Origin of the sequence: Mesorhizobium sp. CC13 (assembly GCF_039907765.1) — a bacterium.
Taxonomy (GTDB): domain Bacteria; phylum Pseudomonadota; class Alphaproteobacteria; order Rhizobiales; family Rhizobiaceae; genus Aminobacter.
Genome location: NZ_JARDJI010000009.1, coordinates 65417 through 83840 on the forward strand (window position 1 = coordinate 65417; position 18424 = coordinate 83840).

General features: G+C 63.7%; 14 protein-coding genes. 4 read left to right on the forward strand and 10 right to left on the reverse strand.

Annotation, left to right across the window (positions count from 1 at the left end; all coding sequences use genetic code 11):
• Positions 1-340: 340 nt before the first annotated feature.
• The gene (locus PV773_RS14120; RefSeq protein WP_347966952.1) at positions 341-904 is read left to right on the forward strand and encodes an outer membrane beta-barrel protein; all 564 of its coding nucleotides are present in this window, start codon (positions 341-343) and stop codon (positions 902-904) included.
• A gap of 60 nt (positions 905-964) precedes the next feature.
• The gene (locus PV773_RS14125) at positions 965-2335 is read left to right on the forward strand and encodes a pyridoxal phosphate-dependent aminotransferase family protein (protein WP_347966953.1); all 1371 of its coding nucleotides are present in this window, start codon (positions 965-967) and stop codon (positions 2333-2335) included.
• 121 nt (positions 2336-2456) lie between these two features.
• On the opposite strand, the gene PV773_RS14130 is transcribed toward PV773_RS14125, so the two are convergent.
• The 10 genes from PV773_RS14130 to PV773_RS14175 form a co-directional block, all read right to left on the reverse strand.
• The gene (locus PV773_RS14130; protein ID WP_347966954.1) at positions 2457-3344 is read right to left on the reverse strand and encodes a UTP--glucose-1-phosphate uridylyltransferase; all 888 of its coding nucleotides are present in this window, start codon (positions 3342-3344) and stop codon (positions 2457-2459) included.
• Positions 3345-3402: 58 nt separating this feature from the next.
• Positions 3403-4725, reverse strand: a complete 1323-nt coding sequence (locus tag PV773_RS14135) for a glycosyltransferase family 4 protein (RefSeq protein WP_347966955.1) — start codon at positions 4723-4725, stop codon at positions 3403-3405.
• Positions 4722-6794, reverse strand: coding sequence for a hypothetical protein (locus PV773_RS14140; RefSeq protein WP_347966956.1), 2073 nt, complete (start codon positions 6792-6794; stop codon positions 4722-4724). Before PV773_RS14140 ends, PV773_RS14135 begins: the two co-directional genes overlap by 4 nt.
• A 138-nt stretch (positions 6795-6932) precedes the next feature.
• Complete coding sequence (locus PV773_RS14145; RefSeq protein ID WP_347966957.1) at positions 6933-7637, reverse strand: hypothetical protein; 705 nt, start codon at positions 7635-7637, stop codon at positions 6933-6935.
• Positions 7638-7656: 19 nt separating this feature from the next.
• The gene (locus tag PV773_RS14150; protein WP_347966958.1) at positions 7657-8937 is read right to left on the reverse strand and encodes a glycosyltransferase family 4 protein; all 1281 of its coding nucleotides are present in this window, start codon (positions 8935-8937) and stop codon (positions 7657-7659) included.
• A 2-nt stretch (positions 8938-8939) separates the two neighbouring features.
• Positions 8940-9782, reverse strand: a complete 843-nt coding sequence (locus PV773_RS14155) for a class I SAM-dependent methyltransferase (protein WP_347966959.1) — start codon at positions 9780-9782, stop codon at positions 8940-8942.
• Positions 9779-12037 (reverse strand): glycosyltransferase, encoded by a 2259-nt coding sequence (locus tag PV773_RS14160; RefSeq protein WP_347966960.1) that lies wholly within the window; start codon positions 12035-12037, stop codon positions 9779-9781. Before PV773_RS14160 ends, PV773_RS14155 begins: the two co-directional genes overlap by 4 nt.
• Positions 12038-12113: 76 nt before the next feature.
• Complete coding sequence (locus tag PV773_RS14165; RefSeq protein ID WP_340036975.1) at positions 12114-12773, reverse strand: calcium-binding protein; 660 nt, start codon at positions 12771-12773, stop codon at positions 12114-12116.
• Between the two features lie 342 nt (positions 12774-13115).
• Positions 13116-14426, reverse strand: coding sequence for an HlyD family type I secretion periplasmic adaptor subunit (locus PV773_RS14170; RefSeq protein WP_347967051.1), 1311 nt, complete (start codon positions 14424-14426; stop codon positions 13116-13118).
• Positions 14427-14539: 113 nt separating this feature from the next.
• On the reverse strand, positions 14540-16309 hold the full coding sequence (locus PV773_RS14175) for a type I secretion system permease/ATPase (RefSeq protein WP_347966961.1): 1770 nt from the start codon (positions 16307-16309) through the stop codon (positions 14540-14542).
• A 193-nt stretch (positions 16310-16502) separates the two neighbouring features.
• On the opposite strand from PV773_RS14175, the gene PV773_RS14180 reads away from it, so the two are divergent.
• Entirely contained in the window at positions 16503-17072 is a 570-nt protein-coding gene (locus tag PV773_RS14180; protein WP_347966962.1) for a MarR family transcriptional regulator, read from the forward strand.
• Positions 17073-17117: 45 nt separating this feature from the next.
• Positions 17118-18368 carry a glycosyltransferase family 4 protein gene (locus tag PV773_RS14185; protein ID WP_347967052.1) on the forward strand — a complete coding sequence of 417 codons (1251 nt, stop codon included), beginning with the start codon at positions 17118-17120 and terminating at the stop codon, positions 18366-18368.
• Positions 18369-18424: the final 56 nt, after the last annotated feature.

The following is an 18424-nucleotide window of genomic DNA, read 5'->3' on the forward strand; positions in this document are numbered from 1 at the left end:
CGGTGCGCTCGGAACGGTTTTCGCAAGGTGTCGGGACCGTGCGGAATTTGGTGAACAAGTCTCGAAAGAAACGCGATACCGCCCATCTTTCATTGTGCGTAAATCCAATCACGATATATAGTATTATGCCTGGTGGATTTATTGTTGGTTAATTGTTGGCGTATGCAAAGTATTCTAGCATATACTTGCAACAACATCGATGTAAATCTTTACCTTCATTGGAAGGTTGTGCCCGGAAATACTTAAACGAAAATTAATGATCCTTTCAATTGACGCTTGAATGGGGTCTGGCAAGCTGCTTACTGCGTTCTCATCTTAGTTGATTCGACCAAGGAAGCTGATGAGCGCGCGAATTCCTGCCATTTTGATTCTGGTACTCTCAAGCGGCGCCGGCGAGGCTGCCGACTTTGGTCCGCGAGGGGAGGTCGATTGGAGCGCTCCCTATATCGGCATTTCGGCGGGCTATGGCTGGCTGCGGGACATCGACCGCTCGTTCACGCCGCCACTCCGTTCATCGGGCGATGACGTCGTCTTCGGCGCCCACGCAGGCTACCTCCACCAATTCGGTTCCTTCGTCCTTGGGGGCGAAGCCGAGTACATGCGGCTCGGCATCAATTTCGAAGGCTTCCCGATCGACGTCGAGGACGCCTATGCCGCGAAGGCGCGCATCGGCTTCGCCTTCGATCGCCTGCTGCTTTCCGGCCATGCCGGCGCCACCTACATCACCACCAACATCGGGCTGGAGGACTGGGGCTGGGTGGCAGGAGCCGGTGCCGACTACCTGCTCAGCGACAACCTTACCGCCGGCGTGAGCTGGGATCACATGCAGTTCGATCGGTTCGACGGAACGCAGATCGACGGCCAGATCGATCTCGTGAAGGCGCGGGTGGACTTCAGATTCTAAGGGCTTGGCCAAGACGCTCGACCCGTGAGCTTCGTACCGAACGAGAAAGACGCTTTTCCAATGAAAGCAATACCCAAGGCTGCACTGTCCGGCAGTCTGAAGGACTATCGCGCCTTGAAGAACAGCGGTCTCATGTCGCGCGCCGAAAGCTTCTTCGATTGGCAGGATCTTCGGCGTCGGCATGGCCTGTGGCCCTATGCACGATCGACGTCTTCCGCACCCCGGCCGCGATCGGAGATCAGGACCGACGCCGGAGAAGCCAGCTCCGGCGTCAATTTCGCCTCGCAGGACTATCTCAGCCTGTCCTCCCACCCGAGGATCAAGGCCGCTGCAACGGAGGCGATCGACAAATATGGCGTCCATAGCGCCGGATCGGCCGCCCTGCTCGGCAACACCGCCTATTCGCTGCAATTGTCAGCAGCCCTTTCGGACTTCCTTGGCGGTCGCGAGGTCGTGCTTTATCCGACCGGCTGGGCTGCCGGATATGGCGCTATCCAGGGCTTTGTCCGATCGGACGACCATGTCGTGATCGACATGCTGGCGCATTCCTGCCTCCAGGCGGGAGCCGCCGCCGCGACGCAAAAGGTGCATTACTTCCGGCATCTCGACCTCGATGCAGTGGCCCGCAGGCTGGCCAACATTCGGGCAGTGGACGCGAAGAACGGCATCCTGGTGGTGACGGAAAGCCTCTTTTCAATGCACTCCGATGCTCCCGATCTCAGGGCGCTTCGAAGCGTCTGTGACGCCTACGGAGCCAGTCTGCTGGTCGACTGCGCCCACGATTTCGGCTGTATGGGCGAGGACGGCCTAGGCCGCATCGGCCAGCAGGAAATGCTCGGCGACATCGACATCGTCATCGGGAGCTTCTCGAAGAGCTTTGCCTCCAACGGCGGCTTCGTGGCAGTCAAGACGCGGGCGGCCGGCGAATATCTGAGATATTACAGCGCGCCGCACACATTCTCGAACGCCCTGTCGCCGGTTCAGGCGGCGACGGTCCTGGAGGCACTTTCGATCATCCGCTCGGGCGAAGGCAAAGAGCTGCGGCACAGGCTGCGCGACAATGTGAATTATCTACGCGAGGCCATGGCGCACTTCGGCCGCGAAGTGCTGGGCGAGCCTTCCCCCATCGTGCCGGTTCGCGTCGGCGGCGAAGCCCTGGGGCGGCTTGCCTCGAAATATCTCTCCATCTTCGCTGGCATAGCCAATCTGGTGGAATTTCCGGCCGTCCCATTGGGACAATCCCGGTTCCGCTTCCAGGTCATGGCTGCTCACACGGTCGAGGACGTCGATGCCATGGTTGCCGCCTTCAACGGTGCGATGGACTGCGCCGAGGCGGAACTGGAGCAGATACAAGGTGGAGCCGGCGCTCACGTGCCGGCCGCGCTTGATACCGACCAAGTGTCGCTGGACGGCACCTTGGCCGGGACTTGACAACCGGTCGGCGTTTCGCACGCTCGATCAGCCTAGGCCGGGTCATCTGGCTGCTCGACTTCGATGTCGCGAACTCGTCCCGTAGCCCATGGACGGAAGTCCATGGGCCAAGGGCGTCATTTCACGCAACGGCACGCTGCGCCAGGGAGAGGGCTTCGATCTCGATCCCAACATAAGGCGCGAGGTCGGCACGCGCTGCCGCCATGTGCAGGTTGGCAGCCACGAAGCCGGCCGGCATGCCGCAATCGAAGGTGCGGCCGCAGAACTCGAAAGACCGGATCGCCTGCTTCTCCATGAGGGTGAGCATGGCGTCGGTGAGTTGGATTTCGCCGCCCGCTCCCGGTGCCTGCCGCTCGAGGACGTCGAAGATTTCCGGCTGCAGGACGTATCGCCCGGAGATGAAGAGATTGCTGGGGGCCGTGCCGGGTGCAGGTTTTTCCACGAGGCCGGTCACGACCGGGCCTTCCGCCGTCGGCTTGAGCGAGACGATGCCGAACTTGTGGGCGTCCTCGGGGGCACATCTCTCCACAGCGATCACGTTGCCGCCATGGCGCTCATGGAGCTCGACCATGGATTTCAGGCATGGCCTGTCGGCGACCATCAGCATGTCGGGCAGGAGCACGGCGAAGGGCTCGTTGCCGACGATGTGCCGGGCCGTCCATACCGCGTGGCCGAGGCCTCGCGCCTGTTGCTGGCGTACGAAGGAGATCGTTCCGGCACCTGGAGTGTTCTGCGCGATCCGATCGGCGAGGGGATGCTTGCCGGCGTTGCGCAGGCAGGTATCGAGTTCGAAGGCGTGATCGAAATGGTCCTCGATAGCGCCCTTCATGCGCCCGGTGACGATGATCACGTGCTCGATGCCCGAGGCGAAGGCCTCCGCCACGATGTAGTCCAAGACGGGCCTGTCGACGATGGTCAGCAGTTCCTTGGGGATGCTCTTGGTTGCCGGAAGCATGCGCGTTCCGAAACCGGCGGCGGGGATGATTGCCTTGCGAATCTTCGGTTGCATGGTGGTTGCCCTCCTGGTCATGCGACTATTGCGGTGTTCTGGGATTTGCCGGCGTCAATCATCTCTCAACCGCCTGAGCGGGGGATGCCCGGGAGGCTACGGCGTCGCCATGCTTCTGGCGCAGCAGCCGGCGGTAGAGATCGACATGCTCGCGGGCGCAGCCGACGTGGCTCGTTGGCTGTCGCATCGACGCCTGCAGCCGATCCCAGGCATCGGGATCGCCCAGCGCCTCGGCGATGCGGTCGGCGAGATCCTGCGCGCTACCGGCGCGGAAATGCAGTCCGTCCTTTCCGTCGCGCACCTTTTCGGCCATGCCGCCGATGTCGGAGCAGATGACCGGCCTGCGGTGGTGAAGTGCTTCCTGGATAACCAACGGCGAGTTTTCCCACCAGGTGGACGGCAGCACCACCCAATCCACCGAGCGCATCAGGCGCGGCATGTCGGCGTTCTCATAGGCGCCGTAGAAGCGCACGCGCTGGCCGGCGTCCTCGATGAGCTTCTTCAGGCGGTCCTGGAATTCGGTCGGCTGCCGCTCGAGATTGCCGCCGAAGATCATCAGGCTGGCGTCGTCGCCCCAGATGTCCTGCGGCACCCGCGAGACCGCGTCGATCAGCACGTCGACACCCTTGAAAGGCGTCAACTGTCCGAAATAGGCGAAGCGATTCCGGCGGGGGGCACGCGTTGGCAACTCGCGTGCGGTCGCGGCCTCCCCCATCACGATCCCGTTCTCGATCACCGACAGCCTGTCCGGATCGATCCCCCATTGCGCATATCGGTCGGCCAGAAACTTGCTCGGGCTGACGAAGGCATCGGCCAGATTGATCATCCCGCGCACGAACCGCTCGCGCTTCAGGAAGTGCGACACCGGAATTTCGGGAAAGCAGCCATGGCATGCGATTGGGGATGCCTCCCGGCAGAGTTGGCCGTTCGACCGCTTAACCATCTGGCCGTGGTTGTGGCAGATCGACAGATATTCGTGGAACGTCACGATGATGATCGACCACGGCTGGGCCTCGCGAACGGCATAGAGCGCTTCCATCCCGACACCCAGAACATGATGGAAGTGGATGACGTGGGGCCTGGCGTCGCGCACGAACCGCACGAGGTCGCGTTGAAGCGCTTCGGTGTCCCTGTTCGACAGGAAGAAGTGGTCGTAGTCGTCGGCGTGGAACAAAAGCTCGTCCTCGGTCGGACGCAGGCTCATGAGCGCCGAAGCGCCATGCCGCGGGAAGGGTTGGCCGACGCGCGCCAGATAGACCGATTCCACATCGGGCAGCGCATTCAGGCCCTGATGGAGGCTGTGGGAGGCGATCTCGGCACCGCCGAGCGAGATCGCCGGATGCCCGTGCGAGACGACGAGGACACGAAGTTGCTCGTTCATCTGCGCGACCTCTCCAGAGGTTTCTCGTTGCGGACGAGTTCGGCGGTCCCGCGGGCACCGAGGATCTTGCGATCGATGCCTTCCAGAAGAGCCCCCATCGCCAAAGGGTCCGTGCTCGATGCCTCGTCGGACCCGAGCATCTGCACGGATGGTAGCCAGTAGGAGGAAAGGCCGGCACAGCTGAGCCGAAGGCCAAGGTCAAGACCCTTGTCCCGGGAGCCGAGATATCCTGCCGCGAAGCCGCCGGCCTGGAGGAGGGCCTCGCGCGGCATGATGCAGCATTCGAGCGATGCCGCAGCGGCCGGCGTCAGCTTCAGCCCGGTCACCGCGCTGATGGGATAACCCTCGTACCGGCCTGCCGGCCAGGTTCCGGCCCAGCGCACGGAATGGTCCTCATAGGCGAGGGTGGGGGAGATGATGCTTCTCTTCAGCGCCGCCTGGGTGGTGACAAGCTTGCGATACCAGCCTGACTGGCTTGGCAGCAGCGAGCCCGCAAGCAGCACGACCGTTTCGGACGAGAGCGCCCGAGCCCCGGCTTCGAGGAGGTCGTAGGTGTCGCTCGTCTCCCCGGCCGAGACCAGCCTGAGGGCAAGTCCGTAGAACCCGGCGAGCTTGCCTATCCTGGCTGCCTGACGGTGAAAGCGCTCGCAGGGCATTACGAGGGCGATGGGAGCCCGCTTCGTTTCGGGATCGATCGCCAGCAGAGCGAGAAGGGGGGCGATGCCGCCTTCATCGCTTTCTCCGACGCTGATGACGATCGGCGGACCGGCGGCCTGCTCGAACGGGGCTGCATCAAGGACGGCCTTGACTGCCGGCGATACCCTTTCGGAGGCAGCGAGAAGCGGGACGATCTGGCGATCTATGAGTTCCGGCAGTGCCCAATCCGTGGGGTCGATGGCGCGGAGCTGGCGCATCACCGCGACACGCGCAGCGGCCCGCAAGGGTGCGAGCGGCATGAAGGCGCGGCGGGTGTCCCGCAACGTGAGTTCCATGTAGAGCGCCGATGACGGGTCGCCGTCCGCCAGCCTTGCATGGGCAACGAAGCCATGCCTGTGGAAGCCGCGGTCATATGCGCGCGAAAAAGCGGGCTCGTCGGCATGGGCCTTGGTCACGTCGGGCCGATCGAGCCGGCTCCAGTGGTCGTCGAGCCTAGCCTCGCAGCCGTGGCGGCGCAGCTTCACGCATTGGACGTGGTTGTTGGGATCGAGTAGCCATCCGGAGACGAGAAGGCCGGCATCATCGACCTGGAAAACGTCGTCTATCCCCATCCGCACCGGAAAGGGCAGGCTCGACACCGTCTCGGTACCGTCGAAGCTGTTTGCGGCTGCGCGCAGGCGCAGCAAGACCTGCGGCGAGGCGTGCGTCCGCATAAGCAGGGAGCGGATATGGCCAGGCGTTTCCAGCGGCCCGGAAATCAGCTTGCGCTCATGGACAGCCGCGTAGCGCCATCCGTGGCGGCCGCGGTAGACCACACCCTCGATGCCGCCCGGCATGAACGGCCTGTCGGCATCTAGGAGGCCGATGAATCCGGAAGCACCCTGTGGGACGTCCTGGCGGGCGTAGATGGCAATCGCGCATTCGGCAGTCGACGGCCTTTCGCCGTCGGCCACCGTTCGGGAAACGCCCGGCTGGATGTCATGCGCCCAGCCCTGCAGGAAGATCTCCCCATCCTGGCCTTCGCCGAGAAGCTCGAGGAAGCCGGTGCTGCCGTGCGCAGCCTTGACAAGTGCGGCGATGGCTGACGGCTCGCGGCAGCCCGATGGCGCCTTCATGAGAAGATCCACCAGAGCTTCGACCGTGGCGGCCAATTGGTTCCCGGCAAGCTCGGCCAGCACAGCGGCTGCTTCGCTCACAGAGGCGGCGCGCGGCGTGAAGACATAGCGCTTGCGGGCGTCTACCTGCCCGAACTGCAGGGTCGTTAAGACGCGATCGGCCGTGCCGGTCGACAGCAGTGCCGCGAAGCCGTGCGTCGCTGTCGGCAACGACACCGGCAATCGCCAGCTGACGATTTCCGCTGAACAAGCGTCGGACGGATCGTCGTTGAGTTCTGCCTGCGCCTTGGCTGGCATGGCCCCGCCGCTGCCGATGACCAGCAGGGTGTCATCACCGATCGGGCATCCGACTATCCTTCCCGCCCTGGGAGCCTTGCCGGAGCGCCGGGAAGCGACGGGCGGCGAGGGGGCATTTTGCACGGCCAGCATGGTGCTTCAGGTCCGGGAAAGGAGCGTTATGGCAGCGCCGGCTGCAAAGCCCACGAGCACGAACAGCAGCAGCAGCAGGGGCTTCAGCTCCCCGTTGGAGCGCTTCTGCAGGCCGCTCAGGTTCTTCTCCATCGCGGCCACCACGCCGTCGAGCCGCATCAGATGGACGTCCAGATCGCTCAGCCGCTGCGTGATATCAGTCCGCAAGCCTGCGACGGCAGTGCCGATGTCGTTGAGACCCACCGTCTCGGCCTCGCCCGCCTCGTCGATCTGCTGCGTGCGCAAGTAGGAGCGCTGGGAAACCTGCAGCTGCCGTTGCGCGGCCATGAGCACGTCCAGCCTGTCGAGGACCTTGGCGAGCGGCGCGGCTATCAGGGCTTCGGCGGCCTGCTCGTCGGGGCGCGGAACGCGCAGCGTCTGTTCGTTGTCCTGCCCGTTGACGGCCACCACGACGAGTTCTGCCGCGCGCTTGACGGCCGGTTCGGGCAGCGCGATCTCGAAGGCGTGCTTGCCGTCTCCGATGCCATTGCGCTTGAGATCCGGACGATCGCGGTCGGCGGCCGCCTCGGCGATCGTCTTGCCGTCCAGGACGACGCGGATTGCCAGCCGCTTGTTCGGCTCGGTGGGGTCGAAAGCCCAACCGAAGACACGGCCCTGGTCGATAGCGTCGACGCGGCCACTCACCGGCCTGGCGTTGTTCTGCTCTGCCACTATGGCCGCTCCTTCGACTTCAACCGGCATTCGCTTGTCCCTCAGGCTGCTTGGAGACGCGTGCGGGCTCGATCGCCTCGATCAATTCGAGATAGCGCCGGGCGGTTGTGTCGATGTCGTCGGGCCGGCGCGCGTTTCTGGAAAGCTGTCGCCGCAGTTCCGGCTCTTCCGCGATGCGGCGCATGGCCGAAGCGAGCGCGCGCGGATCGCCGGGCGAGACTGTCAGGCCGTTGACGCCGTCTTCGACCAGCTCGGCCATGCCCCCGATGTTGCTGGCAATGACGGGCCGCCCCTGGGCCTGTGCTTCCTGGATGACCAGCGGCGCATTCTCCCACCAGATGGAGGGCACGACCGTGCAGTCGACTGCGGCGACAAGTTCGGCGACGTCCTCGCGCCGATAGGGTCCGCGCCGTTGCACGGTGGGGGCGGTCTCGCCGAAGCGGCGGTCGATTTCCTCGACGAAGGCTTCGCTCTGGAACGGCGCGCCGCCATGGACCCGCAATTCGAAATCGAGCCCTTCGGCGATGAGCTGGCGGGCCGCGTCGAGCAGGACCGTCGTGCCTTTCCAGGGGTTGAGATTGCCGAAATATCCGAAGACGGTCGGGCGGGTGCCATGACTTTGAGCTGTCGTCGGCGTGTGCCGGGGCGGGATACCGTTGGGGATCACGCTTATGCTGTCCCCGGCAAGCTCCCACTCGACAAATCGCTGCCGCAAGAAGTGGCTCGGTGCGACGAAGCGGTCGACCGCGCGCAGCAACGCCTTTAGATGACGCTCGCGTAGGGCGAACCGGTCGAGGGGGATGTCCTTGTAGCAGGCATGGCAGCGGTCGGGGCTTGCGGCGTGGCAAAGCTCATTGCCGATGGTGCGCACCATCAGGCCGTCATGGTGGCAGATCGGATAGTAGTCATGCAGCGTCATGACGATCCGGCAGTCCGGCAGCGTCCGGCGGACGATATGCGGGAACTCTGCACCGATGAGCAGCAGGTGGTGGATATGGACCACATCCGGGCGGAAGTCGGACAAGAGCTCCATAATGTCAGGAACGATTCCGTAGAGGTCGACCTGGCTCATGTTGAACCGGTCGAAGTAGCCGGACCACAAAAGGATTTCGTCTTCCGCCCCGCCAAGGCCCTGAAAGCTCGTGCCGGGCCGGGCCTGGCGATGGATCTGGTTGGTGGCGCCCAGGAAAAGCGCCTGATGGCCAGCGCGCTGATAGGCGCGGAAGAGATCGTGCGCGAAAATCTCGGTGCCGCCTGGATGGAGGGCCGGATGGTTGTGCGCCGCAACGAGGATGCGCATGCTTACCGCTGGGCTCCGCGGGACTCGGCTACGTAGACATCCTGGTAGTGATCCGCGTCCTGGCCCCGCCAGTGGCCGAGGGATTTGAAGGTCACAGAAAGCCCGGCCTTTTCCAGCGCCTGGTCAAGAAAGCCGTCATCGAACCCGACAGCCGCAAGCGGCGGCATGTCGGGGACGAACCAGCAGGGTCCGGTGCCGTCGCGCGCGAAGGCAAGTCTGGGATCGCGCCTGCCGGAAGTGTTCTCGGCGGCAAGTCGGTCGATGACGAAAGCGGTCATGAACAGTCGCCCGCCTGGCTTGAGCAGCCTGGCGACCTCGCTCAGATGAACGAGGACCTCGTCCGGCGGCAGGTGGGTGACGACGGACGTCATGATGACGAAATCGAACTGCCGATCGGCATAAGGCAGCTTCAGTGCCTCGCCGCTGATCTTGCCTTGCGGATTGTAGAGATTGTGCGCGATGTCGAGCCGCTGGAACGTGAAATTGGGATAGACCGGGGTGACGAAACGCCGGCACCAGGCGATGCCGCCCTCGACGGGATCCAGCCCGCTGTAGCGGCCCGTCTCCGCATCCAGATACTGGGTGAGCGGAACGGCCATGCGGCCTATCCCGCAACCAATGTCGAGTACGCGATGCTCCGGCCTGAGGCCGCCCAGCCGGATGAAATGGCCGAGAAATTCCGCGCCGACCGCCCGGAAGTCGCCGTCGCCGACGAAGACGCTGCCCGCATCGGGTTGCGGCAGGAAGCGATTGTGCAAAACCGCATCCTGCAGCCAGCGGACACGGTCGTCACCAGCCGGCGCTATCGCCGGTGTGGCTTCATGACGGATGGCGGCTTCGCTCATGCGGCGCTCCTTTCCGCGGCGGCCTTGCCGATACCAACGACAGTTTTACCCGCGCCGTCGGCCACCGAGGCGGCCATCAGCTCGGCAATATCGTCGTTCCAGCGTTGGGTGTGCAGCCACGCATTGTATTGGCTGGCGACGCCGCGCATGTAGTCGCTGCTGCGCCGGATCGAGCGGCGCTCGAAGTGGTAGAGGCAGGCTGCCGGCTCATAGGCGATCTGGAGGCCCATGTGCCGGATCTTCAGGCACAGGTCGCTGTCTTCGTAGTCGCCGATGACATAGTCTTCCGTGAAGCCGCCGACGCGCTCATAGATCTCCCTGCGCATCACGAGGCAGGCGCCGGTGACGCCGGGAACGTCGCGGGCAATTTGTGCCGGTGGGTAGCGTCCGGGCATGCCCTTGTAGAAATGATGGTTGAGCCAAATGCCGCGCTGATCGCGGGCGAAATAGAGGCCCGCATGCTGCAGCGAACCGTCCTCGAAGATCAGCTTCGGGCCGATGGCACCGAGTTCATCCCGTTCGAGAAGCGGTCGTGTGAGCAGCTGGAGCCAGCCCGGCTCGCGCGGCACCACGTCGGAGTTGAGCATCACGAGAACCGAGCCGTTCGCGAAGCGCGCACCGGCGTTGCAGGCCCGGGCATAGCCGCCGTTGCGGTTCATCACCACGAGCTTCATCGGCAGGTCGTGCAGGATATGCAGCCCGCCCAAAAGGTGCTTCGTCTCGTCCTCGATCTCGGGCGAATCCAGCACGTAAATGATCTCAGCGTTCTCCGCGAGCCAGGGATCGGTCGCCATCCCGGACAGCTGAAAGCGCAGGAAGTCGAGAACGCGGTAGAGGGGCACCACGATCGAGACCAGAGGCGCCTTTCGCGCCTGGCCGTAGTCCTTGGTGTGATCGACCCCGATGGTCTTGCCGAGGGTCCGTTCGACATCTTGCAGGGCGGGGGCAAGTATGGTGCGGAACGCTTCGTCCACCGCATGTTGCGGGGAAACGGCGCGCAGGATTCGGTTGCGCTGGGCGACCGGTTCCAAGGGCTGTGGTTTCGGTCCGAGCGGTTTCACCGCACCCGAGGCGTGCCGCAACTGAAACCGCGGCTGAAGCAATGGACCCAACGGCTCGTCCAGGGGAAGCCAGGCGACGAAGCCGGTCACGTCGGTCTTGGCGTTTGACTTCGCTTCGCGTCCCCAGGCCGGGAATTCGTACCAGTTGCCGTCAAGCGGCAAGGCCGTACCATCCTCCTTCAAGTAGTCGATACCGGCGAGCGTGGAAGCCGGATCGTCGGTCCAGCCGCCGGCAAGCAGGCCGCCCGGCAGTGACAGCGCAAGATCGATCTCGGCGGCAGCGTGCGTCGCCGACTTTGCGACGTGCCTGGCCGGCAGAGGCGATCGCAGCTGAAGGTCGATCGCGGTCGCCGCGCCACTGCGCGACAGGTTTGATAGTTGCCGCACGACGAACTCGCGCAGGCCCGCACGACCCTGGTGCTCGACCCACCATTTCCGGAGAGCTGGATGGCGCGGATTGCAGTTCGGCATATGCCGGACCGCGATGCCCTTCTTGCCCAGGAAGATGAGGTGCAGCGGCTGGGCCGGCTGCCGCTGTTCGAGAATGAAATGGCAGGATTGCCAGCCACGCTCCGACCTGCCGCCGACGACAAATTGCGTAGTCAGCGGCACAACGGAGTTGGCGCCGACTGCATAGAGGTTGCCGATCTCGCCCATTTCGGGACTGACGTCGGTCTGGACAAGGTGCCGTCCGGGGGCGATCTGGCAGACGGAACTCGCAAGCCGCGGCGTTGGCACCAAGGCCTGGATCGCGTCTTCGACGACGCCGGCGAAGAGCTCGTCGCGGGACAGGCGGAACGCGCTTCTCCAGACGGTCAGGAGCGTGTTCAGGAACTTGATGCTGCCCTCGGGCGAGAGGTTCTCCAGGAGGGCTTCCACATCGAGGAGCGGAAGCTTGGCGGCTGGCTGGAGCGCAAGGGACTGCAACGTGTTTCCGTCCGCAGCGCAAATCAGCACGCGTTCCGCTTCGTTGCCGGGCCTCATCGCCCAAAGGATGCACTGCCTCCCGTCGGCCAGCGGCAGCATCATGCTGACAAGCGGGACCGGCTGCCGCTGCATGGACAGGACGAACTTGCCTATGACTGGCAGTTGCAGGGGGATGTCCCAGATCACGACGGCCACGTCCGAACAAAGCCGGAAGGCCCGTGCAACGCTGGAACCGCCGCCGGCGTCCCTCGAACGGTCGGACGTCACGCGCTAGCCTTTTGGATGTGTTGAAGGGAATTTGGCGCGCCCCGCGGGAGGAGGGGCGGGGCACGCCGTCTCAGCCTCAGTGAACCGTGAAGTAGTTTTCCGGGTTGGCCTGGATGTCCTGGGCGTCGGCGTTCACCAGCGTAAGCGTGTCGCCATGGCCGAGATCGATCACGACATTGCCGCCCACCTGGGTGATGCGCGAAGCCAGGTCTTCCGGCGAAGAGACATCGAGACCGTTGATGTCCTTCGAAATCTGCAGCAGATCCTCGCCGGGCGTGAAGTCGAGGATGACGTCGTTTCCGCCGCCGCCGTCGAAGACAAACAGGTCGCTGCCTTGGCCGCCGACCAGGGTATCGCTGCCGGCGCCACCGTCGATGACGTCGTTGCCGGCACCACCCAGAAGGATGTCGCTGCCCCGGCCGCCCATCAGGAAGTCGCTGCCGTCGCCGCCCCGAAGCACGTCGTTGCCGTTCTCGCCGAACAGCAAGTCGTCGCCGGGGCCGCCGCTCAGGACATCACTGCCGTTGCCGCCATAGACGGCATCCTGGCCGTCGCCGCCGAACAGAGTGTCGTCTCCATTGTCGCCGAACAGCAGATCATCGCCGCCGTTCCCTGTGATGATGTCGTCCCCGTTGCCTCCGCTGACGAAGTCATCACCCCCAAGGGCGCGAATGACGTCGTCAAAGCGAGAGCCAAACAAGACGTCGTCATACGCGCCGCCTTCCAATGTGGCCATCTGCTTAACCTCTTCCTCGTTTGAACGCGCCTCTCATCGGCAGAGGCCGAGGATTACGCGGCGCCATTGTGTAGTGAAATGGAAGAGTTGTGCAATATACCTTAGAGCGCAAATTCTATTTTATTAGGTGAAATATTTGTTACATATTTATTATATCAACAAATCAAAAGAATAGTAGAAAGAATTTTCGAGTATGTTCATTTTATACTGCATTGAAAGCGCTTCAAATTTTGAAATATTTTCTCGCGGGCGATCGATCAGCCGAGCCGCAAAATCGAGGTGCGGCAGCCCTGCGAACAAGGCCCGGGCTGGCCGGCTCCTCGGACTGAACGAGCGTTGCGACTAGTCCTCTCTCATCGCGCGATTGAAGCTGTCTGCGACCGGAGAAACCAGGTAGTCGATTGCCCGGCGTGCCTTGTGCACGATCATCACTTCCGCCGGCATGCCGGGATAGAGGCGCATATCCGGATTTGCGGCGAGCGACTCGGGATCGATCTGAGCCCGCGCGACGAAATAGGCCGTGCTCGATTTTTCATCCACCGACTGGTCGGCTGCGACGTAGGTGACCGTCCCCGACAAGGGCAGGTGCGAGCGCTGGTTATATGCCGTCAGCCGGATCTGCGTCCGGGAGCCGACCGCGATGCTGTCGATGTCGCGCGTGCTCACGTTCATCTCGATCAGCAGCGGTTCGCTTTCCGGCACGATGTCGAGCAGCGGCTGGCCGGGAGTCACGGCGCTTCCCGGCGTGCGTACGCCGATATTGGTCACGATTCCCGCCTGCGGGGAGCGGATCTCGAGGCGGCGCAGCACGTCCTTCGCACCAATGATCTTCTCCTCGACATCTGCGAGTTCGAGGCGGGCCGTGGTGATTTCGCCGGCGATTTCCGACTGGAAGTCGCGTTCGATGCCCGTGAGCGCGAGTTCGGCACCTGCCTCGGCCTTCTCCGCTTGTGCCCTTTGACCACCTAGCTCGCCGCGCGAGGCTGCGAGTTCGCTGAGCCTGGCCTCGATCTCTATGAGCTTGGAGCGCTGGGCAAACCCCTTGTCCACCAAGGTCGCGATAGCCGACCTCTGTCCGGCGATAAGGTCGATCTGCCGGTCGGTGGCCTCGATCTGGATGGTCAGGAACTTCGACCGCTCGGAATATTCCTCGATCGTCGTCCGCTGGATCGCGTTTCGGCCCGCCTTGGACTCCCGCCGCTTTTCGAAGAATGCCCTTTCAGCCGTCATGGCGTCCTGGGCTGCAGCTTCGCCGGTTCCGCCAAGATCTGCGGGAAAGCCAATCGCCTCGGTGCCGGCCTGCTCCGCCTTGAGGCGTGCAAGCTTTGCGATCAGGCCGGTGCGCCGGCTTTCCAGTGCCTGCAGGTCGGCACGGGCGCGCGTGTCCTCGAGCTTGATCAAGGGCTGTCCGGCGGCAACCTTGTCGCCCTCCTGCACCAAGAGGCGGCTCAGGATGCCGCCCTCGAAATGGCTGACCGTCTTGCGCTTGGTGTCGACGATGACGGTGCCGCTGGCCACCGAGGCGCTGTTGAGCTCCGTCAGAAATCCCCAGCCGAGAAAGCCGCCGAACGACAGGAGGATTGTCGTGAAGCCGGCGATGACGAGGCGCCGGAGCGGCGAACGGGCGCGGCCTTCCGCCAGTTCCAGCTCCATGGCGGTGACGGGCAGCGATGCTCGTCCCTCCGCTCGCATGCGATGGTCCGGGGGGCTGGGCCTGCGGACCGGCTGAACCTCGGTGGGCTCTGACGATGGCTTCGACTTCTGCATCATGATGCCACGACCTCGCGCGACGACTGGCCGGACGTCATCGAAGCGACCACGTCGGTGCGTTGCCCGAACTGCGTGATGCGGCCGTTTTCCAGGACGAGCAGCTTGTCGGCGACCTCCATGATCGTCGGCCGGTGGGCGATCATCACCACGATGGCGCCGTCGTCGCGAGCCTTTTCGATGGCGCGGATGAGCGCGCGCTCGCCGACCGCATCGAGATTGGCGTTCGGCTCGTCCAGCACGATCAGCCGGGGGCGGTCGTACAGGCAGCGGGCAAGCGCGATCCGCTGCCTCTGCCCTCCCGACAGCGTCAGGTGCCCGTCGCCGACCGGCGTGTCGTAGCCCAGGGGGAGGCGCCCGATCATTTCGTGGACTTCGGCCTGCCGCGCGGCCTCGAGCACCCTGTGCGGGTCGCTGTCCTCCATCCGCGCGATGTTGTCCCGGATCGTTCCTTCGAGCAGCGAAACCGATTGCGGAAGATAGCCGGCCACGCGGCCGAAGGAGGCGCGCTCCCAGAGATAGACATTGTTGCCGTCCAGGAAGACGCCGCCCGACGTGGGCTTCAGGATGCCGACGAGCAGCCGCGCCAATGTGGACTTGCCGGCGGCGGAGGGGCCGACCAGCCCCAGAACCTCGCCGGGGGCAAGGGAGAAGGAGATGCCCTTGATGATCGGCACGTCCACGCCCGGCGCGGCGTAGACCAGCCTGTCGATGACCAGGTCGCCGTCCGAGTGCGGCGTCGGCATGGCCTGGCGCACCGCAAGATCCTCGTTGAGGGCTGTCTCTATCCGTCGCCAGCCGGCGACCGCCAGGACCCATTGCCGCCAGTTCTCGATGACGGAATCGAACGGCTGGAGCAGGCGACCGATAAGCACGCTCGACGCCATCATCGCGCCTGGGGTGACCTCCTGCTTGAGCACGAGCAGGGCGCCCGCGGCCAGCGTTGCGACCTGGATGGTGTAGCGGATCACGCGGGTGATGGACGACATCGCCCGGCTTCGGCTTCCGCTGGTTTCCAGGAGGTCCAGCGCGTGCATCTGCGCTGCCCGCCATCGCTTTGCCAGCGCCGGCAGCATGCCCATGGCCTCGATCGCCTCGGCGTGACGAAGTGATGCGCCGATTTTCGACACCGACTCGATGTTGGCCTGGTTCGCCTCTTTCATGAGCTGGCGCGTGAGCAGGTCCGTGACGACGCCGCAACACAGCAGCAGCGCCACCGAGATCGTGCCGACCACGCCGAAGAGGGGGTGCAGCAGATAGAGTGCGCCAAGAAAGATGGGCGACCAGGCGGCATCGAGCGGAGCGCTGACCGCGGGCGAGGTGAGGAATCCGCGCAGCTCGGTCAGGTCCCTCAGCGATTGCGTCGCGCGCGACACGCCTTGATCGACGGAAGCTTGGACTGCCGCCGTGAGCAGCGGCAGGTTCAGCCGCCGCGTGACGGCGCTGCCCATGGCCTGGAATGAGAGGGTGCGGATAAATTCGAGCACGCCATAGACCAGCAGGGCGGCGACCGCCAGGACGGTGAGCGCGGTGAGAGAATCGATGCTTTGGCTATTGAGCACCCGGTCATACACCTGCAGCATGTACAGGGGCATCGTAAGTTGCAGCAGGCTTATGCATGCACTCAGCAGGGCTGCATAAAGCAGCGTCACGACAAAAACACGGCGAGCCTGCAGGACGAGCAACCTCGGATTGAGCGTGCCATTCTGGGCGACAACTGACCCATTTTGGCCCTTGCCAACGGGGTTTTTTCGAACAGTATCAAGCATGGCGATTTGGCCTGGGGGGTACCGTGTTTGGCGGATTGAGGATGTTGCCTGCACCGCATGCAGAGCATATAGCAATATCTCTGTCGTCAGTGTGACACGAAAATGATAACATTCTCAAGTTCGGGAATCTGGGGTGGGGCTTTGTTGTGATTTACTTCAAATTTTGAAGTAAAATTCTGAAATGGAGCGAGGGATGACTCAAGAACTTCTCTACCCATCCATGGGTCTGGAAGATGCATTGTTGCTACGGAGCGTGGGCGACAGGCGGCATGTTGCCCCTGAGCAGCCTCGTCGCGATCAAGTTGGCGATGCTCCGCAGGTGTCGTGTTTCGATCTGGCACGACTCCTGGAGCGTTCCAGCCGGCGCTTTTCCGGGTTGGTCGCCGCGGAGCTGACCAGGCTCGGCGTCGACGATATCGGGCCCGCCCAGGTGATGGTTCTGCTGGCTATCGGCGATACGGAGGTCTCGGTCGGCGAGTTGCTGGATCGCGGAAACTACGTGGGCTCGAACATTTCCTACTACCTGAAACAGCTCACCGATGGCGACTACATCGACCGCGTCACCTCCCAGCGCGACAAGCGCTCGGCCCGCATTAGGTTGACGGAGAGGGGCAGGCAGCTCTGCGCCGACTTGCGGGATGCCGCAAAGCTCTTTGAACGTTCCTTTTGCGGGGAGCAGGACCTGCGGGACCTCGCTACCGCCTTTCAAGCGCTGCACCGGCTCGAACTGGTTTGGGCCAATGCCGCACGTTACGGCGTTTGACCTGAGTTTGAAGGGCAGGTCCTTGTCGGGGGCTTGCTGGACATCATGCATATAGCATTCGTGCATCGGCGCGGCTTCGGCCAGTTCGCCGCGCTGGCCGCGCATTTGGCGCAGGCCGGCAATGAAGTGAGCCTCGTGACCGAGGCAATCGACCAGCGCATCCCGTCGGTTCGTGTGGTGCGGCATCGAACGGAGCCCGGGCCGCGGGCCGATCCGCTCGCGGCGCGGCATCTTGGCGTACCCGACCACCATGTTCGGATCGGCCACCGTGTTGCCGAGACTTTCGATGCGATGGCGCGCCAGGGCCAGAGCCCGGACATCATCATCGGCCACATTGGCTGGGGAAGCATGATGTTCGTCAAGGATGTGCTCCCGCGCGTGCCGGCGCTCGGCTATTGCGAGTTCTTCTATCGGGCCGAAGGGGCGGATGTCGGATTTGCCCCGGAAGATCAGCCTGATCTCGAGACGCGCAAGCGGCTCAGGCTTCGCAATATGGCGCAGCTCATTTCGCTGGAGGCTCTGGAGGGTGGCATCAGCCCGACCCAGTGGCAGAGGAGCCTTTATCCGGCCGACGCGCGAGCGCGCATCACCGTGTGCCACGAAGGGATAGACACGCGACGCTTCCGCCCGGATCCGGCGGCATCCCTGAAGCTTCCGGACGGGCGTGTGCTCAGGGCCGGCAGCCCTCCCATCGTTACCTTCGTCGCACGCGACCTCGAGCCCTATCGCGGCTTCCCGCAGGCGCTGCAGGCTGCGGCCAAGGTCATCCGCAAGCACCCCGACGCCCTGTTCGTCTTTGTCGGCGGCGACGGTGTGAGCTATGGCGTGCCGCCGCCGGGCGGCGGGTCGTGGAGGGAGCACCTGGTCGCGTCTCTCGATCTCCCGAGAGAAAGGGTGCTATTCCCCGGCGTGGTGCCGCATTCGGTACTACGCCAACTCTTCCAGATTTCCGCGGCCCACCTCTATCTGACCTACCCGTTCGTCCTGTCCTGGTCGGTCCTGGAGGCGATGGCCTGCGGGGCGCTGGTCATCGGCTCCGATACCGCATGTGTCCAGGAAGTCATCCGCTCGGGCCGCAACGGCATGCTGGTGCCGTTCTTCGATACGGATGCGCTCGCCGAGGTCATTCTGGAGGCCCTCAAGATCCCCGACGGCTTTGCCGGACTGCGGGCTGCTGCGCGCAGGACGGTCGAGCAACGCTTCCGGTTGGACGACTGCATTGCAGGCCAGACTGCTCTGATTGAAAAAATGACCGGATTTAATTGTAACCCGGCAAAAGAAATGCAGATTGCATGAACATTACTTCAAGTTTTGAAGTATAATCTATTGCTAAGTGCCTGAAATTTATCGTT